The 21,735-nt window shown below is 64.8% G+C and carries 14 protein-coding genes and 7 pseudogenes; 10 read left to right on the top strand and 11 right to left on the bottom strand.

All coding sequences use genetic code 11. The annotated features are described in order from the left end of the window. The first annotated feature begins 71 nt into the window (after positions 1–71). Together PE067_RS04005 and PE067_RS04000 are read left to right on the top strand one after the other, a co-directional pair. A complete protein-coding gene (locus PE067_RS04005) occupies positions 72–671 on the top strand; it encodes a LysE/ArgO family amino acid transporter (RefSeq protein WP_276187937.1) in 600 nt (199 codons plus the stop codon). Between the two features lie 95 nt (positions 672–766). Continuing rightward, positions 767–1,569: pseudogene (locus PE067_RS04000) on the top strand (DMT family transporter); the annotation flags it as partial. A gap of 138 nt (positions 1,570–1,707) precedes the next feature. On the opposite strand, the gene choV reads toward PE067_RS04000, so the two are convergent. The 4 genes from choV to choX all read right to left on the bottom strand — a co-directional run bounded on the left by choV (position 1,708) and on the right by choX (position 5,525). After that, positions 1,708–2,727, bottom strand: a complete 1,020-nt coding sequence (choV, locus tag PE067_RS03995) for a choline ABC transporter ATP-binding protein (protein ID WP_276188294.1) — start codon at positions 2,725–2,727, stop codon at positions 1,708–1,710. Continuing rightward, the gene (gene choW / locus PE067_RS03990) at positions 2,717–3,568 is read right to left on the bottom strand and encodes a choline ABC transporter permease subunit (protein WP_276187936.1); all 852 of its coding nucleotides are present in this window, start codon (positions 3,566–3,568) and stop codon (positions 2,717–2,719) included. The genes choV and choW overlap by 11 nt, the downstream gene beginning before the upstream one ends. 68 nt (positions 3,569–3,636) lie before the next feature. Beyond that, entirely contained in the window at positions 3,637–4,581 is a 945-nt protein-coding gene (locus tag PE067_RS03985; RefSeq protein ID WP_276187935.1) for an alpha/beta hydrolase, read from the bottom strand. Then, a complete protein-coding gene (gene choX / locus PE067_RS03980; RefSeq protein WP_276187934.1) occupies positions 4,578–5,525 on the bottom strand; it encodes a choline ABC transporter substrate-binding protein in 948 nt (315 codons plus the stop codon). Before choX ends, PE067_RS03985 begins: the two co-directional genes overlap by 4 nt. Positions 5,526–5,623: 98 nt before the next feature. Here choX and betI point away from each other — a divergent pair, with 98 nt between their 5' ends. From betI to betA, 3 genes and pseudogenes are all read left to right on the top strand, one after another. Beyond that, positions 5,624–6,193 (top strand): transcriptional regulator BetI, encoded by a 570-nt coding sequence (gene betI / locus PE067_RS03975; protein ID WP_276187933.1) that lies wholly within the window; start codon positions 5,624–5,626, stop codon positions 6,191–6,193. Continuing rightward, positions 6,190–7,637: pseudogene (gene betB / locus PE067_RS03970) on the top strand (betaine-aldehyde dehydrogenase). The gene betI and the pseudogene betB overlap by 4 nt, the downstream one beginning before the upstream one ends. A 10-nt stretch (positions 7,638–7,647) precedes the next feature. Continuing rightward, positions 7,648–9,304, top strand: a pseudogene (gene betA / locus PE067_RS03965) (choline dehydrogenase). A 12-nt stretch (positions 9,305–9,316) separates the two neighbouring features. Here the strand turns inward: betA and PE067_RS03960 are convergent. Then, positions 9,317–9,835 carry a YceD family protein gene (locus PE067_RS03960; protein ID WP_276187932.1) on the bottom strand — a complete coding sequence of 173 codons (519 nt, stop codon included), beginning with the start codon at positions 9,833–9,835 and terminating at the stop codon, positions 9,317–9,319. A gap of 116 nt (positions 9,836–9,951) precedes the next feature. Here PE067_RS03960 and bamE point away from each other — a divergent pair, with 116 nt between their 5' ends. Further along, a complete protein-coding gene (gene bamE / locus PE067_RS03955) occupies positions 9,952–10,410 on the top strand; it encodes an outer membrane protein assembly factor BamE (RefSeq protein WP_276187931.1) in 459 nt (152 codons plus the stop codon). Positions 10,411–10,497: 87 nt separating this feature from the next. On the opposite strand, the pseudogene msrB reads toward bamE, so the two are convergent. Then, positions 10,498–10,909: pseudogene (gene msrB / locus PE067_RS03950) on the bottom strand (peptide-methionine (R)-S-oxide reductase MsrB). Between the two features lie 113 nt (positions 10,910–11,022). Between msrB and PE067_RS03945 the strand changes: the two are divergent. Continuing rightward, positions 11,023–11,770, top strand: a pseudogene (locus tag PE067_RS03945) (GNAT family N-acyltransferase). A 96-nt stretch (positions 11,771–11,866) separates the two neighbouring features. Here PE067_RS03945 and ccrA read toward each other — a convergent pair. The 3 genes and pseudogenes from ccrA to PE067_RS03930 all read right to left on the bottom strand — a co-directional run bounded on the left by ccrA (position 11,867) and on the right by PE067_RS03930 (position 15,492). Then, positions 11,867–13,159: pseudogene (gene ccrA, locus PE067_RS03940) on the bottom strand (crotonyl-CoA carboxylase/reductase). Between the two features lie 356 nt (positions 13,160–13,515). Beyond that, positions 13,516–14,181 carry a hypothetical protein gene (locus tag PE067_RS03935; RefSeq protein ID WP_276187930.1) on the bottom strand — a complete coding sequence of 222 codons (666 nt, stop codon included), beginning with the start codon at positions 14,179–14,181 and terminating at the stop codon, positions 13,516–13,518. A gap of 384 nt (positions 14,182–14,565) precedes the next feature. Then, positions 14,566–15,492 carry a DMT family transporter gene (locus PE067_RS03930; RefSeq protein WP_276187929.1) on the bottom strand — a complete coding sequence of 309 codons (927 nt, stop codon included), beginning with the start codon at positions 15,490–15,492 and terminating at the stop codon, positions 14,566–14,568. A 28-nt stretch (positions 15,493–15,520) separates the two neighbouring features. On the opposite strand from PE067_RS03930, the gene PE067_RS03925 reads away from it, so the two are divergent. Further along, positions 15,521–16,483, top strand: coding sequence for a LysR family transcriptional regulator (locus PE067_RS03925; protein ID WP_276187928.1), 963 nt, complete (start codon positions 15,521–15,523; stop codon positions 16,481–16,483). 505 nt (positions 16,484–16,988) lie between these two features. On the opposite strand, the gene PE067_RS03920 is transcribed toward PE067_RS03925, so the two are convergent. After that, positions 16,989–17,168, bottom strand: a complete 180-nt coding sequence (locus PE067_RS03920; RefSeq protein WP_276187927.1) for a hypothetical protein — start codon at positions 17,166–17,168, stop codon at positions 16,989–16,991. 794 nt (positions 17,169–17,962) lie between these two features. Here PE067_RS03920 and PE067_RS03915 point away from each other — a divergent pair. Beyond that, positions 17,963–19,923, top strand: a pseudogene (locus PE067_RS03915) (protein meaA). 2 nt (positions 19,924–19,925) lie between these two features. Here PE067_RS03915 and PE067_RS03910 read toward each other — a convergent pair. Continuing rightward, positions 19,926–20,816, bottom strand: coding sequence for a LysR family transcriptional regulator (locus PE067_RS03910; RefSeq protein ID WP_276188293.1), 891 nt, complete (start codon positions 20,814–20,816; stop codon positions 19,926–19,928). An 84-nt stretch (positions 20,817–20,900) separates the two neighbouring features. Between PE067_RS03910 and PE067_RS03905 the strand changes: the two genes are divergently transcribed. Further along, on the top strand, positions 20,901–21,731 hold the full coding sequence (locus PE067_RS03905) for an SDR family oxidoreductase (protein ID WP_346429652.1): 831 nt from the start codon (positions 20,901–20,903) through the stop codon (positions 21,729–21,731). The last annotated feature ends 4 nt before the right edge of the window (positions 21,732–21,735 follow it).

Here is a 21,735-nt window from a genome sequence, read left to right as displayed (position 1 = left end):
TGGATCACAACCTTTAATTTGATTTCATGGGCGCCGCCCTGCAAGTGATTTCGCTTTGGAAGTGAGGGATCATGCAGGCATATCTGGCGGGTTTGTTTTTCGGTTTGTCGCTGATCGTGGCGATCGGTGCGCAGAATGCCTTTGTCCTGCGTCAGGGGTTGTTGCGCCGGCATGTCTTTGCGGTTTGCCTGTTCTGCGCCATGTCCGATGCGATCCTGATTGCGGTCGGCGTGGCGGGCGCCGGCGTGATGGCGGCGCGTTACCCCTGGTTTCTGGAGGTGATGCGGTGGGGCGGCGCGGCTTTCCTGCTGGTCTATGGGCTGCGGGCCTTTCGCGCTGCGATCAACGGGTCGGGGGCGCTGACGGCGGCTGCGGGCGGTGAACGGAGCCTTGGCGCGACATTGCTGGTGATCGCGGCGCTGACCTGGCTGAACCCGCATGTCTATCTGGACACGCTGGCCCTGCTCGGGGCGGTGTCGACGGCCTGGGACGACAAGCGCACCTTTGCCGGGGGGGCGATCAGCGGGTCGTTTCTGTTCTTTTTCGTGCTTGGCTATGGCGCGCGCCTGCTGCAACCGCTGTTTCGCAAGCCCGAGGCATGGCGCGTGCTGGACCTGCTGATTGCCGTGGTGATGTGGGCGATTGCGGCTAGCCTGATTCTGGGTCGCTGATCGGTCGGCGGGCTTGCCTTTGGCGGGCGGGCGGCGCATGGCGGGGCATGGTCATGAACAGTTCCACCCGCAACGATCTGGTCGGCATTGTGTGGATGCTGGCCACCGGTCTGTGTTTCGTCGCCGTCAATGGTCTGGTCCGCTGGCTGGGCACCGCCTTGCCAGCGCTCGAGGCGGCTTTCTGCGCTTTGTCTTTGGTCTGGTGTTTACCTTGCCGGTCCTGCTGCCCGCGTTGCGCCGGGGGTTTTCGGCGCAGGTCTGGCGGCTGTTTGCGCTGCGGGGCGTGCTGCATACGCTGGCGGTCGTGCTGTGGTTCTATGCCATGGCGCGCATCACCGTGGCCGAGGTCACCGCGATCGGTTACCTGAATCCCATCGTCGTCACCATCGGCGCGGCGCTGCTGATGGGCGAACGGATATCCTGGCGGCGCGGCATGGCGATCGGCGTGGCGCTGATCGGCGCGATGATCGTGTTGCGGCCGGGGCTGCGGGAGTTGCAGCCGGGGCATCTGTCGCAGATCGGCGCCTCGATCTGCTTTGGCCTGTCCTATCTGGTCGCCAAGCGGCTGGCGGGCATGGTGCCGGCTGCGGTGGTCGTCGCGATGATGTCGCTGACCGTCTGCATCGGGCCGGCGCCCTTTGCCGCGATGGATTGGGTGACGCCCAGTGCGCAGCAATGTCTGGTGCTGGCGGGCACGGCGTTTTTCGCGACGGCGGGGCATTATGCGATGACCCGCGCCTTTGCGGCGGCGCCCCTGACGGTGACGCAGCCGGTGACATTCCTGCAATTGCTATGGGCGAGCCTGCTGGGGGCGCTGGTCTTTCACGAGGCGATTGATGTCTGGGTCATCGCCGGTGGTGCGCTGATGATAGCCGCGATCTGCTATATCACCTGGCGCAGGCGGTGGCGCGGCGCAGGGCGCCTGTCGTTATCGCAATGGAGAGCTGAAACGGGATCCGCCCCACCGTTCGGCGGCGCGGAAATCAGGGTCAAGACCGGATTTTTTAGGCCCGGATTTGGTCAGGCCCGGATTTTTTCAGGACTGGCCGCGCGGTTCGATCAGGGCCGAAATGACGCCCTGCCGGCTGACCCGTCCACCGCCAAGGATCGGGGCGGTTTCGCGGTCGCACAGCGCCCAAAGCACCTCGCGCACGGGCAGGTCGCGGGGCAGGGGGCGGCCCTCGGCCTCGCCGGGTTCGGCGACGTCGATGGCGCGCAGGACCATCAGCGGGTTCATATGCGCGACGAACTGCTCGACATATTCATTCACCGGATTTGCGATGATTTCCTGCGCGGTGCCGACCTGGACGATGCGCCCGCCTTCCATCAGGGCGATGCGGTTGCCCAGCTTGAAGGCCTCGTCCAGATCGTGGCTGACAAAGATGATGGTGCGTCGGGTCTTGGCCTGAAGCTCCAGCAGCTCATCTTGCAGGCGCGACCGGATCAGCGGGTCCAGCGCGGAAAACGGCTCGTCCATCAAGAGGATCGGGGCATCGGTCGCAAAGGCGCGGGCCAGACCGACGCGCTGCTGCATGCCGCCCGACAGATCGCCAACCTTGCGTTCGGCCCAATCGGTCAGGCCGACGGTGGCAAGCTGGCGGTCGACGCGTTCGGCCTTTTGCGCCGGAGGGATCCCCGCAAGCTCCAGCCCGAGGCCGACGTTTTCGCGCACCGTCCGCCATGGCAGCAGGCCGAATTGCTGGAACACCATGGAAATCTTGTTCAGCCGGATGTCGCGCAATTCATTGCCGCGCGCCTTGGTGACCGACACCATGCCGCCCTGACCATCCATGATCCGCACATCGCCCCGACACACCGGGTTCAGCGCATTGACCCCGCGCAACAGCGTCGATTTGCCCGAACCGGACAGGCCCATCAGGACCAGAATCCCGCCCTCGGCAACGGTCAGGCTGCAGTTGTGGACGCCCAGAACCTGCCCGGTTTCGGCCTTGATCGGGCCGCGTTCCATCCCCTGATCCATCAGCGGCAGCGCGTCCGAGGGGCGGTTTCCGAAGACGATGCAGACATTGTCGAATTCGACGGCATTAGTCGCGATGCTTCCCCACCCTCAGCATACGGTCCAGCATGATCGCGACGACGACGATGATGAAGCCGCTTTCGAAACCAAGCGCGGTGTTCACGCTGTTCAGCGCCCGCACCACCGGCACGCCAAGGCCAGAAGCCCCGACCAGCGCCGCGATGACGACCATCGACAGCGACAGCATGATGGTCTGGTTCAGACCGGCCATGATCTGCGGCATGGCACTGGGCAGTTCGACCTTCCACAAAAGCTGGCGCGGGGTCGCGCCGAATGCGGTCGCGGCATCGACCAGCGCGGCCGGGGTCGATTTGATGCCCAGATAGGTCAGCCGGATCGGCGCGGGCAAGACGAAAATCACCGTGGCGATCAGGCCCGGCACCATGCCGATGCCGAAAAACACGATGGCCGGAATCAGATAGACAAAGGTCGGCAGCGTCTGCATCAGGTCCAGAACCGGGCGCATCCAGGCGTAAAGCCGGGGCCGGTGCGCCGCCGCGATGCCGATCGGCACGCCCACGACCATGCAGACCACGCAGGCCGACAGGACCAGCGTCAGCGATTGCATCGTCGGGTCCCAATAGCCCTGATTGAGGATGAACAGAAAGCCAAGCCCGACCAGCAGGCAGACTTTCCAGTTGCGTTGCAAGAACCAGGTCAGCGCCACGACGACCAGGATGAACACCAGCGGATGCGGAAACTCCAGCATCGCCAGAATGCCGTTGATCAGCGATTCCAGCAGTCTTGAAATGGCGTTGAACAGCGGGGCGGCATTGGCATTCAGCCAGTCGAAGATCGCCTTGGCCGTGCGGCCGACGGGGATCTTTTCGGATGTGACAAGCTCGGTGAGTTTATCCATTTGCTCTCCTGTTCCAGAGCTGGGCCCGGTTCGGGCCTGACATGGTGGGAAACGACCAGCCTATCGGGTCATTTCTTGAGAAAGGCGGCGATATCCCCTGCCGCCTGATCGGGTTGTTCCCAGAAAAAATTATGCCCCAGCCCCGGATAGGTCAGGGTGTCGGCGCCGGGCAGGGCCGCGTGCAGCGCCGCCTGCGATTCGGGGCCGAACAGCCCGTCCTGATCGCCCCACAGGACCAGCGTCGGCGCAGAGATGCGCGGGGCCAGCATGGTCCAGTCATGGGTGGTCAGGCTGGTCAGAACGCCGGTCCAGACATGTTTCGGGATGGCTGCTGCCTCGGCCATTTCGCGCGACAGGAAATCGGGCGGCACGGGGTTCGGGTTGGCGAACCACGCCGTCATGAATGCGTCCGCGGGGTCGATCTGGTCGGGCAGCGCCGGGATTTCCTGCCACAGCCATTCAGATGCCGCCGCCGGAATTGCCGTCGCCGAGGAGGCCAGCACCAGCCGGTTCACGCGGTCGGGATGGGTCGCGGCCAGTTCCGCCGCCGTGATCGAGCCGAGCGAATGGCCGACCAGATCCGCCCGCGCAATGCCAAGCGCATCCATCGCGCCCTTCAGGTCATCGGCGAGATTGTCCGGACCATAGCAGCATTCCGGCGCATCCGAGATGCCATGCCCGCGCAGTTCCACCGCGATGATGCGGCGGCCGGGCAGGGCGTCGCGCAGCGGCCCGGCCAGCAGGGACCAGCTGCGGCTGCTGTCGGTATAGCCGTGGATCAGGATGACGGGCAGGCCGGTGGCGCTGCCCGGTGCCTCGCCCAGTTCGACATAGCCAAGCCGGATGCCCTGCGCCGTTCCGGTGCTGGTGCGCGCGGCGGCCCAGCCTTCCTGATCGGGCAGGGCGACCGGCGCGGCCATGGCGCCGCCGGCCCCAAGCGCAAGGCACAGCGTCAGGACGGCGCTTGCCGCAGGGGCGGCCGGCGCGGGTTTGTGCCGCGCGCGGCGGATCACTTTGCCAGCCCCGCCGAAAGGGCAGCCTGCGCATCCCCGCCGTCAAAGGTGGTCACATCGGCCAGCCACGGGGTGGCGGCATCGGGGTTGTCCTGCAGCCAGGCCTTGGCGGCCTGCGCCGGATCCTCGCCATCGTTCAGGATCCTGCCCATGATCTCGTTTTCCAGAGGCAGGGAGAATTCCAGATTTTCCAGAAACTTGCCAAGGTTCGGGCATTCCTGCACCAGCCCCTTGCGGACATTGGTATCGACCTGCGCACCGCCGAAATTCGGGCCAAAGATGTCATCGCCGCCGGTCAGATAGGTCATCTCGAACTGGGCGTTCATCGGGTGGGGTTCCCAGCCCAGAAAGACCACCGGCTTGCTCTGACTATCGGCGCGGGCGACCTGCGCCAGCATGCCCTGTTCCGAGCTTTCGACGATCTCGAAGGTGCCGGTGCCAAAGCTGTCCTTGGCGACCATGTCCAGCAGCAGGCGGTTGCCGTCATTGCCCGGCTCGATCGCATAGATCTTGCCGTCCAGCGCATCCTGATGTTCGGCCAGCTTGGCAAAGTCGGTGATGCCCAGATCGGCGCCCGCCTTGTTGGTGGCCAGCGTGTATTTCGCCCCGACCAGATTCGTGCGAACGGTTTCGACCGCGCCCGAATCAAGATAGGGGCGCACGTCGTTTTCCTGTGTCGGCATCCAGTTGCCCAGGAAGATGTCGACATCGCCCTGTGCCATCGCCGTATAGGTCACCGGCAGCGACAGGATCTTGATGTCCGGTTGGTAGCCAAGCGCCTGCAGCACGGTCGAGGTCAGCGCCGTCGTCGCGGTGATATCGGTCCAGCCGACATCGGACAACACCACGTTCTGGCATTCGGCGGGCTCGGCTGCCACGGCGGGCCCGGCCAGCAGCGACATGGCGGTCAGGGCGGCGGCAAGGCCTGCGGGGGTCATGTTCATTCTGTTCTCCCTGTTTATTGATTGACGAGTCAATTAAGATTGAGTTACGCCAATCTGGCAAGAAATTTTTCGGGCCGGGCAACCGGACGGAGGTCGAAATGCCCAAAATCGGTGCCGAGCCTATCCGAAAGGCAGCCTTAATCAAAGCTGCCATCCGGTCGGTCGGCCGCAGCGGTTCGCTGGATGTGACGGTTGCGCAGATCGCGCGCGAGGCGGGCATGTCCTCGGCCCTGGCGCATCACTATTTCGGGTCCAAGACACGGATTTTCCTGGCGGCGATGCGGCAGATCCTGACCGATTACCGGGGCGCGGTGGTTGCTGGCATGAAAACCGCCACGACCCCGCAGCAGGGGCTGGATGCGATCATATCGGCCTCTTTCGCGGGGCCGAACTTTGACCGCGACACGATTGCCGCCTGGCTGAATTTCTACGCGCTGGCGCTGGTCGAACCCGAAGCGGCGCGGCTGCTGCACATCTATCGCCACCGGCTGCGCTCGAATCTGCTGGCGGTGCTGCGGTCGCTTGCACCCGACCGGGCCGAGGCGCTGGCCGAAACCCTTGGCGCGCTGATTGACGGCGTTTATCTGCGCGCCGCCCTGTCCAGCCGGATGGGTCACGAGGCCGCCGAATCCATGATCCGCGATTACCTGAAGGATGCCCTGAAATGAGCCAATATGACGCCCAACCCGTGGCAAGCCTGTTCATCGACGGCGCCCATGTCGAAGGCGAAGGCCCGGCGCTGGATGTGCTGTATCCCTATACCGGGCAGGTGATCGCCCGCCTGCGCGAGGCATCGCCCGCGCAGGTCGCGCTGGCGACCGAATCGGCGGCGCGGGCGCAAAAGGTCTGGGCCGCGCTGCGTCCCGTCGAACGCGGCCGGGTGCTGGCCGAGGCGGCGCGGCTGATCCGCGCGCGCGGCGATGAACTGGCGCGGCTGGAAACGCTGGACACCGGCAAGCCCATTCAGGAAACCACGGTGGCCGACTGGCCGTCGGGTGCGGATGCGATCGAATATTTCGCGGGGCTGGCGGCGACGGTGACGGGCCAGATGATCCCGCTTGGCGGCGATTTCGCCTATACGATCCGCGAACCCCTGGGCGTTTGCGCAGGCATTGGCGCGTGGAACTATCCCAGTCAGATCGCCTGCTGGAAATCGGCGCCGGCGCTGGCGATGGGCAATGCCATGGTCTTCAAACCAAGCGAGGAAACGCCGCTAGGTGCCCTGAAACTGGCCGAAATCCTGATGCAGGCCGGAGCGCCCGCCGGGCTGTTCAACGTCGTTCAGGGGCGCGGGGCGGTTGGCGCGGCGCTGGTCACCGACCCGCGCGTGGCCAAGGTTTCGCTGACCGGATCGGTGCCGACGGGGCGGCGCGTCTATGCCGCCGCCGCCGAAGGGATGCGCCATGTCACGATGGAACTGGGCGGCAATCGCCCCTGATCGTCTTTGACGATGCCAGTCTGGAGGACGCGGTCGGCGCGGCGATCCTGGCGAATTTCTATTCCTCGGGGCAGATCTGTTCGAACGGGACGCGGGTGTTCGTGCAGCAGGGGCTGCATGACGCATTCCTGAAACGGCTGGCCGAACGCTGCGCCGATGTGCGCATGGGCGACCCGCTGGACCCCGACACCCAGCACGGCCCGATCATCAGCGCGGCCCAGCTTGGCAAGATCCGCGAGGCCATCGCCGCCGGTCAGGCCGAAGGCGCGCGGCTGGTCTGCGGCGGCGCGGGCGAGGGGGCATTCATCCCGCCCACGGTATTCGCCGATGCGACCGACGGGATGACCATCGCGCGGGATGAAATCTTTGGCCCGGTGATGACCGTCCTGTCATTCGCCAGCGAAGCCGAGGCCGTGGCCCGCGCCAATGCGACCAGCTTTGGCCTTGCCGCGGGCGTCTTCACCAGCGATCTGGCCCGCGCCCATCGCGTCGTTGCCGCGCTGGAGGCGGGCACCTGCTGGATCAACGCCTATAACCTGACGCCCGTCGAAATGCCCTTTGGCGGGGTCAAGATGTCGGGGGTCGGGCGCGAAAACTCGGCCGCCGCCATCGAACATTATTCGCAGTTGAAAACCGTCTATGTCGGCACCGGCCCCGTCGAGGCCCCCTATTGAGGATGATGCCATGAGCAATGCAGATTACGTCATCATCGGCGCGGGTTCGGCAGGCTGCGCGCTGGCCTATCGGCTGGTCATGGCCGGAAAGCGCGTCGATCTGATCGAATATGGCGGCAGCGACATCGGGCCCTTCATCCAGATGCCTGCCGCCCTGTCCTATCCGATGAACATGTCGCGCTATGACTGGGGGTTTTCGTCCGAGCCCGAACCGCATCTGAACAACCGCCGTCTGGTGACGCCGCGCGGCAAGGTGCTGGGCGGGTCGTCCTCGATCAACGGGATGGTCTATGTGCGCGGTCATGCGCGCGATTTCGACCATTGGGCGGAAACGGGCGCGGCGGGCTGGTCCTATGCCGATGTTCTGCCCTATTTCATCCGGATGGAGACCTCGCATGGCGCGGTCAGCGATTATCGCGGCACCACCGGCCCCTGCATGTGACGCGCGGCCAGCGCAAGAACCCGCTGTTCAACGCCTTTATCCGCGCGGGTCGCGAAGCGGGCTATCCGATCACCGAAGATTACAACGGCGCCCAGCAGGAAGGCTTCGGCGCGATGGAGGCGACGATCTGGGAAGGTCGCCGCTGGTCCGCCGCCAATGCCTATCTGCGCCCCGCGCTGCGCACCGGGCTGCTGAACCTGCGCCGGGGCCTGGCGCAGCGCGTGATCTTTGACGGACGCCGCGCGACCGGGGTCGAGATCCGCACCGGCAGCGGTGTCGAAACCGTCTCTGCGGCGCGCGAGGTGGTGATTTCCGCCTGTTCGATCAACACGCCGAAAATCCTGATGATGTCGGGCATCGGTCCGGCGGATCACCTGCGGGAACATGGCATCACGCCTCTGGCGGATCGTCCGGGCGTCGGGGCGAACCTGCAAGATCACCTTGAAATCTATATGCAATATACCGCGACCAAGCCGGTCACGCTGTATAAACACTGGAACCTGTGGGGCAAGGGTTCGATCGGGGCGCAATGGCTGGTCGACGGCAGGCCTCGGGCGCCTCGAACCAGTTCGAGAGCTGCGGCTTCATCCGGTCGCGTCCGGGGATCGACTATCCCGATATCCAGTATCACTTCCTGCCGCTGGCCGTGCGCTATGACGGCAAGTCGGCGGTGGACGGCCACGGCTTCCAGGCCCATGTCGGGCCGATGCGGTCGAAATCGCGCGGCACGGTGCGGCTGCGCAGCAGCGACCCGGCCGAGGCGCCGGAAATCCGCTTCAACTACATGTCCCATACCGATGATTGGGCCGAATTCCGCGCCTGCGTCCGCCTGACGCGCGAGATTTTCGAACAGCCCGCCTTCGCCGATTTCCGGGGCCACGAAATCCAGCCCGGACCCGAGGTGGACAGCGAAGACCAGATCGACGCCTTTATCGCCGAACATGCCGAATCGGCCTTTCACCCCTGCGGCACGGCGCGGATGGGGGCGGTCGATGATCCCATGGCCGTGGTCGGCCCGGATCTGCGCGTGATCGGGGTCGAGGGGTTGCGGGTCGCCGACAGTTCCATTTTCCCGCGCGTGACGAACGGGAACCTGAATGCGCCGTCGATCATGACCGGCGAAAAGGCCGCCGATCACATTCTGGGGCAGGGGATGCTGGCGCCGATGAACCTTGGCCCGCAGCTTGCGCCCGATTGGGACCGCCGGCAGCGGTCACTGGGCTAGGAACGCGGCCCCTCAGGCCCCGTCCTTTTTCTTCATCAGATCCGCCAGCCCGGCAAAGGGGCGGCGGGTCTCGGCATCCGCATCGGCCGGGGCCAGTTCCGCCCCCGGCGCACGCGGATAGAGCGGCAGGGCCAGGGCCAGCGCCTCGGCCATGACGGCGGCGAGGTCGATATACTGGCCAAGCCGCTCGATTTCGTCATCGGGCATTTCCGCGTCGTCGGTTTCGGGATCGGCGGCATGGGGGGAATACAGCCGCGTCACCGATTCGTGCAGATCGGCGGGCACGGGTTCCAGCGTGACCACGCAGGGCTGGACGACCCGCGCGGTCATGTCGCCTTCCAGCCGCCAGGCATCGTTCATCGCGGGCGCGATCTGCCCGGAAAAATGCAGCGCAGGCAGGTCGATCAGCCCCAGTTCCCGGGCCAGCGCATTGCGTGTGACCGCATCGGGTTCCAGCACGAAAGGCGTCGGCTGTCGCGGATTCAGATGGGCGACGCGCAGGCGGGAACTGGTTTTATCGGCAGGAGCCATCGGTAGACCTTTGCTTGGCAAACCCCGTCGGGCAGGGATATTCTTGAGCGTGGGGACCGAGTTTGCTAAGGCTGTCCGGCGGCGTCAACAGGCGCGTAAGGGACAGGGCCAGCAAGATGACGATTTTCAGGCAGCATGTATTCGCGCTGGCCTTGGTTTTGCCGCTGGCGGTCGCCGCCTGCGCCCCCGTGTATCGCAATCACGGCTATATTCCGCCGCAGGACGCCCTGAGCCAGGTTGTCATCGGCCAGACCAGCCGCACCGATCTGGAAGGGCTGATCGGCCAGCCCAGTGCGCAGGGCCTGCTGGTCGGATCCAGCATGTATTACGTCGGTTCGCGTTGGGAATATTACGGCGCCCGCGAACCGCGCGAGGTCGAACGTCAGGTCATCGCCATCCGCTTTGCCGAAAACGGGACGGTGTCGAATGTCGAATCCTTTGGGCTGGAACGCGGCCGCGTCGTCGTGCTGTCGCAGCGCGTGACCGATCCGGGGATCGAGGGCGCGACCCTGATCCGTCAGCTTCTGGGCAATATTGGCCGGGTTCAGGCGGGCGATCTGCTGAGCGACATGTAGTCGCGGCCCAGAGACCAAAGGGCTGGGGACCAAAGGGTGGGGCGGCCCTGAAGGGGTGGGGCGGCCCTGACCGGCCGCCGTTTGCTTTCAGGGCGCTTCGCAGGGCGCGTCATTGTCGGGGACGAATTCCAGCGCGACGCCGTTGATGCAGCAGCGCAGACCCGTCGGCGGCGGCCCGTCGGGAAAGACATGGCCCAGATGGGCATCGCAGCGGTGACAGCGCTACCTCGGTTCGAATCATCCCATGCGAGGCGTCGTGATATTCGTCGATCCGCCCGCCCGGCCGCGAGAAACTGGGCCAGCCGCAAAAGCTTTCGAATTTCGCATCGCCGTCAAACAGCCGCGCCCCGCAGCAGGTGCAGGCGTAATGCCCTGGACCTTTCGGGAAACCGGGATGGGAAAAGGGCCGCTCGGTGCCCGCCTGCCGCGTGACGCGATAGGTTTCGGCATCCAGTTCCGCCCGCCATTCCGCATCGCTTTTCGTGATCCTGTCGGTCATGAAATATCTACCATCCAGTTGCGCCTCTGTTACAAGATAGGCTCAGGATCGGCAGCAGCAAGTCACCCGCAGGGTCGGGTGACGTGGTTGTGCAGGGTTTGGACGGATCGCGCATGAAGCCGGTGCACGATGGCCGCTATCATCTTCGCCTCGCGACGAGCGACGCCGATATTCGCGCCGCGCAGCGCCTGCGCTGGCTGTGCTTTCAGGGCGGCAACGGGGCCGAGGGGCTGGATGCCGACGATCTGGACACCCGCTGTGATCACATCCTGATCGAAGATGCCGCATCGGGCCAGCTTGTCGCCTGTTTCCGCATGATGACCCTTGCCCGCGGCGCCGCGACATCGGCATGGCAGCTATTCGGCGCGGTATTACAACCTGTCGGCCCTGCGCGACTATCAGGGCCGCATGGTCGAGATCGGGCGTTTCTGCCTGCATCCGGAATGGCACGACCCCGATATCGTCCGGCTGGCCTGGGGCGCGCTGGCGCGTCATGTCGATGACAACAAGGTCGGCATGCTGTTCGGCTGTTCCAGCTTTCACGGCACCGAGGTCGAAAGCTACGAAGACGCATTCGCCATGCTGCGCGAACGCCATCTGGCGCCGAAACGCTGGCTGCCGCGCGTCAAGGCCCCGCAGGTGTTTCGTTTCGCCCGTGCCCTGCGCTTTCGCAAGCCCGACCCGAAACGCGCGATGGCGGCGATGCCGCCCCTGCTGCGCAGCTATCTGCTGATGGGCGGATGGGTCAGCGACCATGCCGTGGTGGACCGGCAGATGAACACGCTGCATGTCTTTACCGGGCTGGAAATCAGCGCGATCCCGCCCGGTCGCGCCAGCCTGATGCGCGCCGCCGGGCTGTAGCGCCCGCCGCGTATCCGCTGACCGATCCCGCGATCGCGGCACGAAAAAGCGGCCCCGGATCAGGGGCCGCCTTTGGATTGGCTGCTGGCGTGCGCCTTAGCGTTTCGGGCCTGCGTCCAGCGCGTCCTCGAAGGTGCGCAACCCGGTGGCCGGCGACTGGACCAGCACGGCCATGTTGCCGGGCTTGTGTTCATTGCGCAGCATTTTCAGATGCGCCTGCGGGATTTCGGCCCAGGGAAAGACCTCGGACATGCAGGGGTCGATGCGGCGCTCCAGCATCAGCTTGTTCGCGGCGCTTGCCTGTTTCAGATGGGCAAAATGCGAACCCTGCAGGCGCTTCTGGTGCATCCACATATAGCGCACGTCAAAGGTGCAGTTGAAGCCGCTGGTGCCTGCACAGATCACGACCATGCCGCCCTTCTTGCACACCAGCGTCGACACCGGAAAGGTCGATTCGCCGGGGTGTTCAAAGACGATATCGACGTTGTTGCCCTTGCCCGTGATGTCCCAGATCGCCTTGCCGAACTTGCGCGCCTCGGTGAACCACTCCTTGTATTCGGGGGTGTTCACGGTGGGCAGTTGGCCCCAGCATTTGAAGTCCTTGCGGTTGATGACGCCGCGGGCGCCCAGACCCATGACGAAATCGCGCTTGTCCTCGTCCGAGATGACACCGATGGCATTGGCGCCCGCCGCATTGATCAACTGGATCGCGAAGGATCCCAGACCGCCCGAGGCGCCCCAGACCAGCACGTTCATGCCGGGTTTCAGCTCATGCGGTTCATGGCCGAACAGCATCCGGTAGGCGGTGGCCGGGTCAGCGTATAGCAGGCCGATTCTTCCCAGGTCAGGTGCCGGGGGCGGCGCATCAACTGCTGGGCCTGAACGCGGGTGAACTGGGCGAACGACCCGTCCGGCGTCTCGTAGCCCCAGATGCGTTGGCTGGGCGAAAACATCGGGTCGCCGCCGTTGCATTCCTCGTCATTGCCGTCGTCCTGGTTACAGTGGATCACGACCTCGTCGCCCACTTTCCAGTTCTTGACCTTGTCGCCCACGGCCCAGACAATCCCCGAGGCATCCGAACCCGCGATGTGATAGGGTTCGCCATGGCCGTCGAAAGGGCTGATCGGCACGCCAAGGCCGGCCCAGATCCCGTTGTAATTGACGCCCAGCCGCCATCACCAGGACCAGCACCTCGTTGCTGTCGATGCTGGGGGTGTCCACGACCTCGACCAGCATGGCCTTGTCGGGTTCGCCGTGGCGTTCGCGACGGATGGCCCACGCATACATGCTTTTCGGAACATAGCCGAGGGGCGGCATCTCGCCGATGTCGTAAAGGTCCTTTTCCGGCGCGTCATAGGGCGCGATCGGGGTGGGTTGGTCGAGGGCCATTGTCTATCTCCATTGCCGCATTGCAGAATCGGCGGATGGTCAGCACCTACGACCTGCCCTGAAATATTGCAACCGATCAGATGCGGTATTTGAAACAATATGTCGTCAGCGACACCAAAGTGGCAGTTTCCATGTTGCAGCACAGCATTTTCGGGCAGCGGCTGCGCCGTGAAACCATCACCTTGCCGGGCGAAAGGCGCATATGATGCCGCTGCGGAATAGGCCCCGCCGGAAATGATCACCACGGCCCGTCCCTCTCAGGATCCGCGAACCGGCAGATCCCGCAATCGCGATTCGAGGGTGCGGGCAGGTCCGGACGTCCTGCTCTCAGCCATCGCCCCGGTTGCCGCCGCCATTCACTGGCGGTGGGTCCTGATCCCGGCGCGTCGATCATGGGCATTTGCCCATGCAAGCCCGAGCCAGATTGCGGCGAAAGTCGCTGCCGCAATCTGGATCGCCGGCCCGGCGAAGTTCAGGACGGTATAGTAGTGAGCGCCCATGCTTTCGGCCCATCGCGCGAGATACTCGACCAGACCGCCGGGCAGCATCGCACCGGCGGCTGTCATCAGCGCGCCGGCGACGATCAGGACCAGAACGGGTTGCCACCACAGACCCCACAGGATTTTTCTGCCGGGCGGCAGCAGAACCGGCGGCAGCGTGAAGGCTGCGACAAGTGCCAGGATCAGGCCGAGCAGGATTTTCAGTTCGTGACCTCGCGATGCGGGCAGCGCCACCGCTCGCATCAAGACCCCCGCCAGAGTCATGAAAACGGCCATGATCACCAGGGCACTCAATGTCGTCATGACCAGCGTGAGAGGGGTCGGTCGTGGCGCGGCGGTCGACCTGAAGACGGCACCCGCGACCAAGGCGCAGGGCAGGGCAAAGAACGCCAGCCTGACCGCCGCAATCTGTGTGAATGAGCGTGGGAAATGCAGCGCTATCTCCAAACCGGATCGGTTTGCATAGAGAATCGCCAGTGCCAATCCGGTCACAGGGACCCAGATCGTGATGGCGATGGCCATATGCTTCCAGTTCGTCATGCTCACCCGTGGCAGCCGGCTGCTCAGGACCGGGATTTTAAGGCACCGTGATCGTCAAGGGCAAGGGTCGGCATGCCTGGCCGCATATTGGTTCATGGCCTGACGGGTGCGGTCGAAAAACTGCAGGATGCGGATCGACACGATTATGATGGTCGCCCATGGCGCGATCAGGCGCGGTGTGCCGGGTGCGCTGCATCTTTCCGGCGGCATCCGGCTCGTCGTGGTGCGCATGCCCGGAAACAGCCGGCAGGGCAGGTTCGCGGGCATTGGCCATCCGCGACGCCCGCTTCGATGGCGGCGCTGGCCTTCATGTATGGCGAGGTCATCGGCACCGCCGCGTTTCGGATGGGCTGAACCGGGCGGCGATCAGCCCCGGACCCGGTCGGATCGGGTCCGGGGCCGGGACACGCTGTTGATGCCAAGCGCCGCGATGACACAGGCCACGCCCATGATTTCGGCCATGTTCGGGACATGCCCCTTCAGCAAGGCGACAGCGAAGGCCGTCACCGGCACGAGGTTGATGAACAGCACGCCCCGCTTCGGCCCGATCGCAGCCATGCCCGCGTTCCAGAACAGGAAACCCATCACCGAGGCCACCAGGACCAGATAGCCCATCGCCGGGGCCAGTTCGGGGATGGCGCTCATGGCTGGCCAGCGCGCCAGACCGGTGGCCAAGGCGACCAACTCGACCGCGAGGATGGTGATCGTCCCAAAGCCGAGGGTCAGGGTGGTATAGCGCAGCCCCGACCAGCCCGGAAAACGGCCCGCGCCGAGGGTATAGAGCACCCAGCAAACCGCCCCCAGCAGGACGAGGATCTCGCCGCGACCCGTCCCGACTTGCAGCAATTGCGCCGGATCGCCCCGGCTGACCACCAGCAGCACGCCAAGGGCCGCCAGGGCAATCGCGGCCAGCGCAGGCACCTGCGGCCGGGTGCGCTCGCGCAGGGCGGTGACCACCACCGCGATCAGCGGCATCAGCGCCGGGACCACGGCGGCATGTTCGGGGCGGGTGCTCTGGACCCCCAGCACCAGAAGCAGGCCGAATCCGGCAAAGCCCAGTGTTCCCAGCCACCAGAGTTGCAGCATGCGGCCCCCGGTGGACAGGGCCTTGCGCCCCTCGACCACCATCAGCAGCAGGACAAGGACCGGAATGGACAGGCCGAAGCGGAGCAGGGTCAGGCTGACCGGATCGAGATGGGGCAAGAGTTGCTTGATGACGGGGAACATGCCGCCCCAGGCCATCCCGGTGGCGGCAAGCATCACCCCGCCGCGCAGGGAGCCGGCAGATGTCATGTGAAATCCTGTAAAGACCTGCCCCGATATGGCCGTGGATCTTCAAAAGGAAATCGCCTGGAATTTCGCAATGCCTGTGCAAAAATCCACAGCCCCCCTTGGTTTCAAATGGGACCGCCTGCGCATCGTGCTGGCGCTGGCCCGGCAGGGCACGCTGTCGGCGGCGGCCCGCGACCTCGGCGTGGACCACACGACCGTCGCCCGGCATCTGGAAAGCCTCCAGCGCGATCTCGGCGGCGCGCTGTTCGAACGCGGCCCGGAGGGCTTCGTCATGACGCCTCTGGGCGCAGAGGTGGTGACCAGCGCGGAACGGGTCGAGGATGAGCTTTTCGGCCTCTTGCGCCGCCTCGACGGCGATCCCGGCCGGATTGCGGGCACCCTGCGGCTGACCGCGCCGCCCTTTCTGGCGTCCGGTCTTTTCGCCCCGGCGCTCGGCCCGTTCCTGCGCGCCCATCCGCATCTGCGGATCGAGCTGATCGGCGACAACCAGAGCCTGGACGTCGCCCGGCGCGAGGCCGATCTGGCCATCCGCTTCGCACGGCCCGAACTGCCCGCCCTGATCGCCCGGCAACTGGATGAGGTGGCTTTCGCCTGCTATGCCGCGACCACGGACCCGCGCCCGTTCGAGGCGCTGCCGTTCCTGGCCTATGACGCCGCCGCGGTGCATCCGGCACTGGATCGCTACATCGCCGCTATCATGCCATCCGACCGGATCGCGATGCGCGCCAACACCACGCAGATCCTGCTGGAAGGGGTCCGCGCCGGGCTGGGCTGCGCGCTTTTGCCCTGCCTGACCGGCGAGGCGGACCCCGCCCTGCGCCGCATTCCCGTCCCGCAGGCGATGCCGCCGCTGCCGCTGTGGCTGACCTATCACGAGGACATGAAACGCAGCCCGAGGCTGCGCGCGGCGGTCGAATTTGTCGAGACCGTCATCCGGGCCAGCAAGGCATCCCCGGTCCCGCACGGCTTTCCCGCCGGGGTGGGTGGCTGACACAGCCTGCCGCCTTTGCCCCCGGCATGATTGCCGTGATCGTCTTGCGCGACTGTCGTTCTGTCAGCAGTCTGGCGGTCCGGGTGGCGCCCGTTCGCCGATATCCTGACGACATATGAATCAGCCAGATCGGCCACGCGATTCGATGGGCATCCGGACCTGACAGCATGTCCGGCGTCACAAGGAGCTGGCATGGGCCGACCGCTGGCCGTCTTTCCGGAATGCCGGGCCGTGACCAGCAGCCGCCGATCCTGCGGCAGGGTCACAGCGCCGACGCGCTTGCCGACCCGGGAGCAGCCGGCCCCTTCATCGCGTTTTGGGAAGCCCATCAGGATCTTCGCGGGTATATAAGGAGGCAGCGCGGCAGGGCCGTTTTCTGAAACGCGGCGATATGCTTGATTTCGGAGGGATGCGCGCGCATATTTCCCGTGAGGGTGAGCCAGCATCACTGGGCATGTTCCTATGACGGGATTGCGTCCGTCCGCCCTCATCCTTACCTCGGATTTCAGCCCGCGCGCGCCTGCAAGGCATTCGGTGGCACATGCCGGAACGATGTCAGAAAGACGGGCTTTCGGTCACCGGATTTCTGCAGGGTCGCCGTCCGGCGCATTCCATCGGCGGCCTGAATGGTGGTGTTGACCTTCATGCCGGTGGCTGCCCGCCCCGGCCTCATGCCCCGGAACATTGCGCCGCCCTCAGCCGGGCAAGGGTGCGGTTCGAGATCATGCCCGAGGTCGGCGCGGGGAATGAAACGACATTCGCCCGGCGCGGCTTTCTGCGGTTGGTTGGGCGCGTATCAAATACCCTTCCAATGCCGTTTCGGCTCTAACGTATCGAAGACGCGGATTCCAATGGGTTTTCCGGTGAAGCGGTCGATATCGGCCGTGCCAACGGTGCCACCACCCAATCCCCTCGGCGCAACTCCCGAAGGTACTCTGCCCGTGAGTCCCTCCACGATTTCGGCAAGAGCCTCCGAAGAGAGGGATTGGTCCATAGTTCAATCTGGCGTTCGGCCCATGATATGTTGGGCAACAAGCGGCCGTCCCTCAGGTTACAGCCCTCCGGCACCAGATCTTCCCAAGCCATTTCCAACCTCCGGGTTTGTCGGATGATTATACAATCGTGCAGACCGCGCGTATGGCGAAAAACCGTCAGGGGAATGGATATTTATGATATTATATTAATGACTTATAAAATATGAAACGTGCCGGGCGTGACCATCCCTGCTGTGTTCCATACGTCACGCAGATAACGCATTGTCGTAAAGGAGATAGCTGGCCGATCCGAACGGGTGGGGGCCAACGGCCCGCGAACCGGGTGCCGGGATTCCGAAAACGGGTCTTGATCGCCCGCCGATTCATTGCCGGAAAATGGCGCATCGGGGGAAACTCTGCGCTCTCTGCACTGCGGCGAATTGACAGGGTATGATTGTTTCCGTATTCAATCGTCGTCAGTAATAATGTTGCGAAGGGCGCCCCAATGGCCGAGAAAGACAAACCCTGGCTGTTCCGCACCTATGCCGGTCACTCGACGGCAAAAAAGTCGAACGAGTTGTATCGCACCAACCTGTCCAAGGGGCAGACGGGCCTGTCGGTCGCCTTCGACCTGCCGACCCAGACCGGCTATGACAGCGACCACGTTCTGGCGCGGGGCGAGGTCGGCAAGGTCGGCGTGCCGATCTGCCATCTGGGCGACATGCGCGCGTTGTTCGACCAGATCCCGCTGGAACAGATGAACACCTCGATGACGATCAATGCGACGGCGCCCTGGCTCTTGTCGCTGTATATCGCCGCGGCCGAGGAACAGGGGGCCGATGTCTCGAAGCTGCAGGGCACCGTGCAGAACGATCTGGTCAAGGAATACCTGTCGCGCGGCACCTATATCTGCCCACCGAAACCGTCGCTGACGATGATTACGGATGTCGCCGCCTATACGCAGCAGCATCTGCCGAAATGGAACCCGATGAACGTCTGTTCCTATCACCTGCAAGAGGCGGGGGCGACGCCGGAACAGGAGCTTGCCTATGCGCTGGCGACGGGTATCGCGGTGCTGGACGATCTGCGCGGCAAGGTCGAGCCCGGCGATTTCCCGAATATGGTCGGGCGGATTTCGCTTCTTCGTGAACGCGGGCATCCGTTTCGTGACCGAGCTGTGCAAGATGCGCGCCTTTACCGAGTTGTGGGATGAAATCACCCTGCAACGGTTCGGGATCGAGGACGAAAAATACCGCCGCTTCCGTTACGGGGTGCAGGTCAACAGCCTGGGCCTGACCGAACAGCAGCCCGAAAACAACGTCTATCGCATCCTGCTGGAAATGCTGGCGGTGACCCTGTCCAAGAATGCGCGGGCGCGGGCGGTCCAGCTTCCCGCCTGGAACGAGGCGCTTGGCCTGCCGCGCCCTTGGGATCAGCAATGGTCGCTGCGCATGCAGCAGATCGTCGCCTATGAAACCGACCTGCTGGAATATGGCGATCTGTTCGACGGCAACCCGGCGATTGCCGCCAAGGTCGAGGAACTGAAGGCGGGCGCCCGCGCGGAACTGGACCTGCTGGACAGCATGGGCGGGGCGATTGCGGCCATCGACTACATGAAGGGCCGTCTGGTCAGATCGAATGCCGCCCGTCTGGGCCGGATCGAAACGAATGAGACCATCGTCGTCGGCGTCAACCGCTGGCAGCAGGGCGAGCCTTCGCCGCTGACGGCGGGGGATGGCGGCATCATGACCGGTGATCCGGGCGTCGAGGCCGATCAGATTGCCAGGCTGGTCGCCTGGCGGCAGGCTCGCGACGAGGGGGCCGTCGAGGCCGCCCTCGCCGCGCTGCGCGAAGACGCGCAGGCCGGGCGCAACGTCATGCCTGCGTCGATCGCAGCCGCCCGTGCAGGCGCGACGACGGGTGAATGGGCGGGCGTGATGCGCGCGGTTCATGGCGAATATCGCGGGCCGACCGGCGTTTCGACCAGCCCCTCGAACCAGACCGAAGGGCTGGAGCCGATCCGCGAGGCGGTCGATGCCGTCAGCCAGCGTCTTGGCCGTCGCCTGAAATTCATCGTCGGCAAGCCCGGTCTGGACGGCCATTCCAACGGCGCCGAACAGATCGCCTTTCGCGCCCGCGACTGCGGCATGGACATCACCTATGACGGCATTCGCCTGACGCCCGAACAGATCGTCACCAGCGCGCAGGAAAACGATGCCCATGTCGTCGGGCTGTCGATCCTGTCGGGCTCTCATCTGCCGCTGATCGAGGAAACCATGCAGCGCATGCGCGCGGCGGGCTCTGGGCCATATCCCGGTTCTGGTCGGCGGCATCATCCCCGACGAGGACGCGGCCCAACTGCTGAACATGGGCGTGGCGCGGGTCTATACGCCCAAGGATTTCGAGCTGAACCGGATCATGATGGATATCGTCGGGCTGGTCACGCCCGAGGAGCAGGCGGCCTGACCCTAAGCGTCAAACAGGCCGTGCCGGTTCAGCAGGGCGGTGATCCAGTCCTGAAACAGCCGCACCCTGGGCGACAGGTTGCGGCGGCGCACGAACAGGAAGGACAGCGGCACGGGCGGCGGCGGATGGGCGGGCAGGATCTCGACCAACCGGCCGCTGGCGATCAGATCGGCCACGTCATAGGCCGGGACCTGAATCAGCCCGAGCCCGGACAGGGCTGCGGCCAGATAGGCCTCGGCCCCGTCGACGGTGATCGTGCTGGCCATGCTGACGGGCCGGGCCTGCCCGTTTTCGGTGATTTCCAGCTCGGCCGACATGGCGGGCAGGCGCGTCGCGTAATTGACCAGCCGATGGGTCGCCAGCGCACCGGGGGCGCGGGGCAGGCCATGGCGCGCGACATAGGCGGGGCTGGCGCAGGTCACGAAACGCAGCATCCCCAGATTGCGGCTGACCAGTTCCGAATTTTCCAGTGAACCGACGCGCAGCGCGCAATCGACGCCATCGGCGACCAGATCGACGATGCGGTCCGAGGCGCTGAGATCGACCGACAATCCGGGGTGGCGATCCAGAAAATCGGGCAGCGCGGGCAGGATCAGCCTGCGCCCGATCCGGCTGGGGACATCGACGCGCAGCCGCCCGCTCAGATGCAGGTCGGCGTGCCGGAACATCTGTTCCGATGCGGTAACCGCATCCAGAATGTCGCGCGCGCTTTCGGCAAAGCGCCGGCCGTCCTGCGTCGGCACGACCTTGCGCGTCGTGCGCAGGAAAAGCTGCGCCTGCAGGCGATCCTCGACCAGCTGGATTTCGGTCGAGACGGTCGAGCGCGGCAGGCCAAGCGCCTGCGCGGCGCGGGTGAAATTCCCGCTTTCCAGCACTTGCAGAAAGATCTGCATCTGACGGATGCGGTCGGCCATGATTGTTCGCGTTTTCTGACAGGTCAGGTCGAATTTTCCACACTTGTCCGAAACTGGCAACGGATGATCTTGGCGCAGACATTGACAGCCGTTGATGCGTCACGAAAAAAAGGAAACGCCATGTCCAGAAATTCGATCAAAGGCAAAGTAGTGCTGATCACCGGGGGCGCAAAGAACCTTGGGGGGCTGCTGGCGCGCGAATTCGCGCGCGCGGGCGCCGGGGCGGTGGTCATCCATTACCACAGCGATGTCCCCGACAACGGGGTCGAGGAAACGCTGTCCGCCATCCGTGTCGAGGGCGCGCAGGCCGTCGCACTGCAGGGCGATCTGACCAGCGCGGGCGCGATGGAAAAGCTGTTCGCCGATGCGGTCGCCGCCGTCGGCCGCCCCGATATCGCCATCAACACCATCGGCATGGTCATCAAGAAACCGATTCTGGAGATTTCCGAGGCGGAATTCGACCAATCCAGCGCCGTGAACGTCAAGACGGCCTTTTTCTTTCTGAAAGAGGCGGGCCGGCATCTGAACGACAATGGCAAGATCTGCACGCTGGTCAGCTCGCTTCTGGGGGCCTATACGCCTTTCTATGCCGCTTACGAGGGGTTGAAGGCGCCGGTCGAACATTTCACCCGCGCGGCGTCCAAGGAATTCGGTGATCGCGGGATTTCGGTCACGGCGATCGGGCCGGGGCCGATGGACACCTCTTTCTTCTACCCGGCCGAGGAAAGCGCCGCGGTCGATTACCACAAAACCGCCGCCGCCCTGTCGAAGTTTTCGAAAACCGGCCTGACCGATATCGAAGACATCGCGCCCTGGGTGCTGTTTCTGGTGTCGGACGGCTGGTGGATGACCGGCCAGACGATTCTGGTCAACGGTGGCTATACGACGAAATAGGCCG

Source organism: Paracoccus sp. DMF-8, assembly GCF_029309835.1.
GTDB lineage: Bacteria > Pseudomonadota > Alphaproteobacteria > Rhodobacterales > Rhodobacteraceae > Paracoccus.
The sequence above is the reverse complement of the archived record's forward strand: the minus strand, read 5'-3'. Positions and strand labels throughout refer to the sequence as shown.

Coding starts and splice junctions, on each gene's coding strand:
- PE067_RS04005 (WP_276187937.1), top strand. CDS start 72: ATGCAGGCATATCTGGCGGGTTTGTTTTTCGGTTTGTCGCTGATCGTG.
- choW (WP_276187936.1), bottom strand. CDS start 3,568: ATGGATAAACTCACCGAGCTTGTCACATCCGAAAAGATCCCCGTCGGC.
- choX (WP_276187934.1), bottom strand. CDS start 5,525: ATGAACATGACCCCCGCAGGCCTTGCCGCCGCCCTGACCGCCATGTCG.
- betI (WP_276187933.1), top strand. CDS start 5,624: ATGCCCAAAATCGGTGCCGAGCCTATCCGAAAGGCAGCCTTAATCAAA.
- PE067_RS03960 (WP_276187932.1), bottom strand. CDS start 9,835: ATGGCTCCTGCCGATAAAACCAGTTCCCGCCTGCGCGTCGCCCATCTG.
- bamE (WP_276187931.1), top strand. CDS start 9,952: ATGACGATTTTCAGGCAGCATGTATTCGCGCTGGCCTTGGTTTTGCCG.
- PE067_RS03935 (WP_276187930.1), bottom strand. CDS start 14,181: ATGGCCATCGCCATCACGATCTGGGTCCCTGTGACCGGATTGGCACTG.
- PE067_RS03930 (WP_276187929.1), bottom strand. CDS start 15,492: ATGACATCTGCCGGCTCCCTGCGCGGCGGGGTGATGCTTGCCGCCACC.
- PE067_RS03925 (WP_276187928.1), top strand. CDS start 15,521: ATGGCCGTGGATCTTCAAAAGGAAATCGCCTGGAATTTCGCAATGCCT.
- PE067_RS03920 (WP_276187927.1), bottom strand. CDS start 17,168: ATGTTCCGGGGCATGAGGCCGGGGCGGGCAGCCACCGGCATGAAGGTC.
- PE067_RS03910 (WP_276188293.1), bottom strand. CDS start 20,816: ATGCAGATCTTTCTGCAAGTGCTGGAAAGCGGGAATTTCACCCGCGCC.
- PE067_RS03905 (WP_346429652.1), top strand. CDS start 20,901: ATGATCTTGGCGCAGACATTGACAGCCGTTGATGCGTCACGAAAAAAA.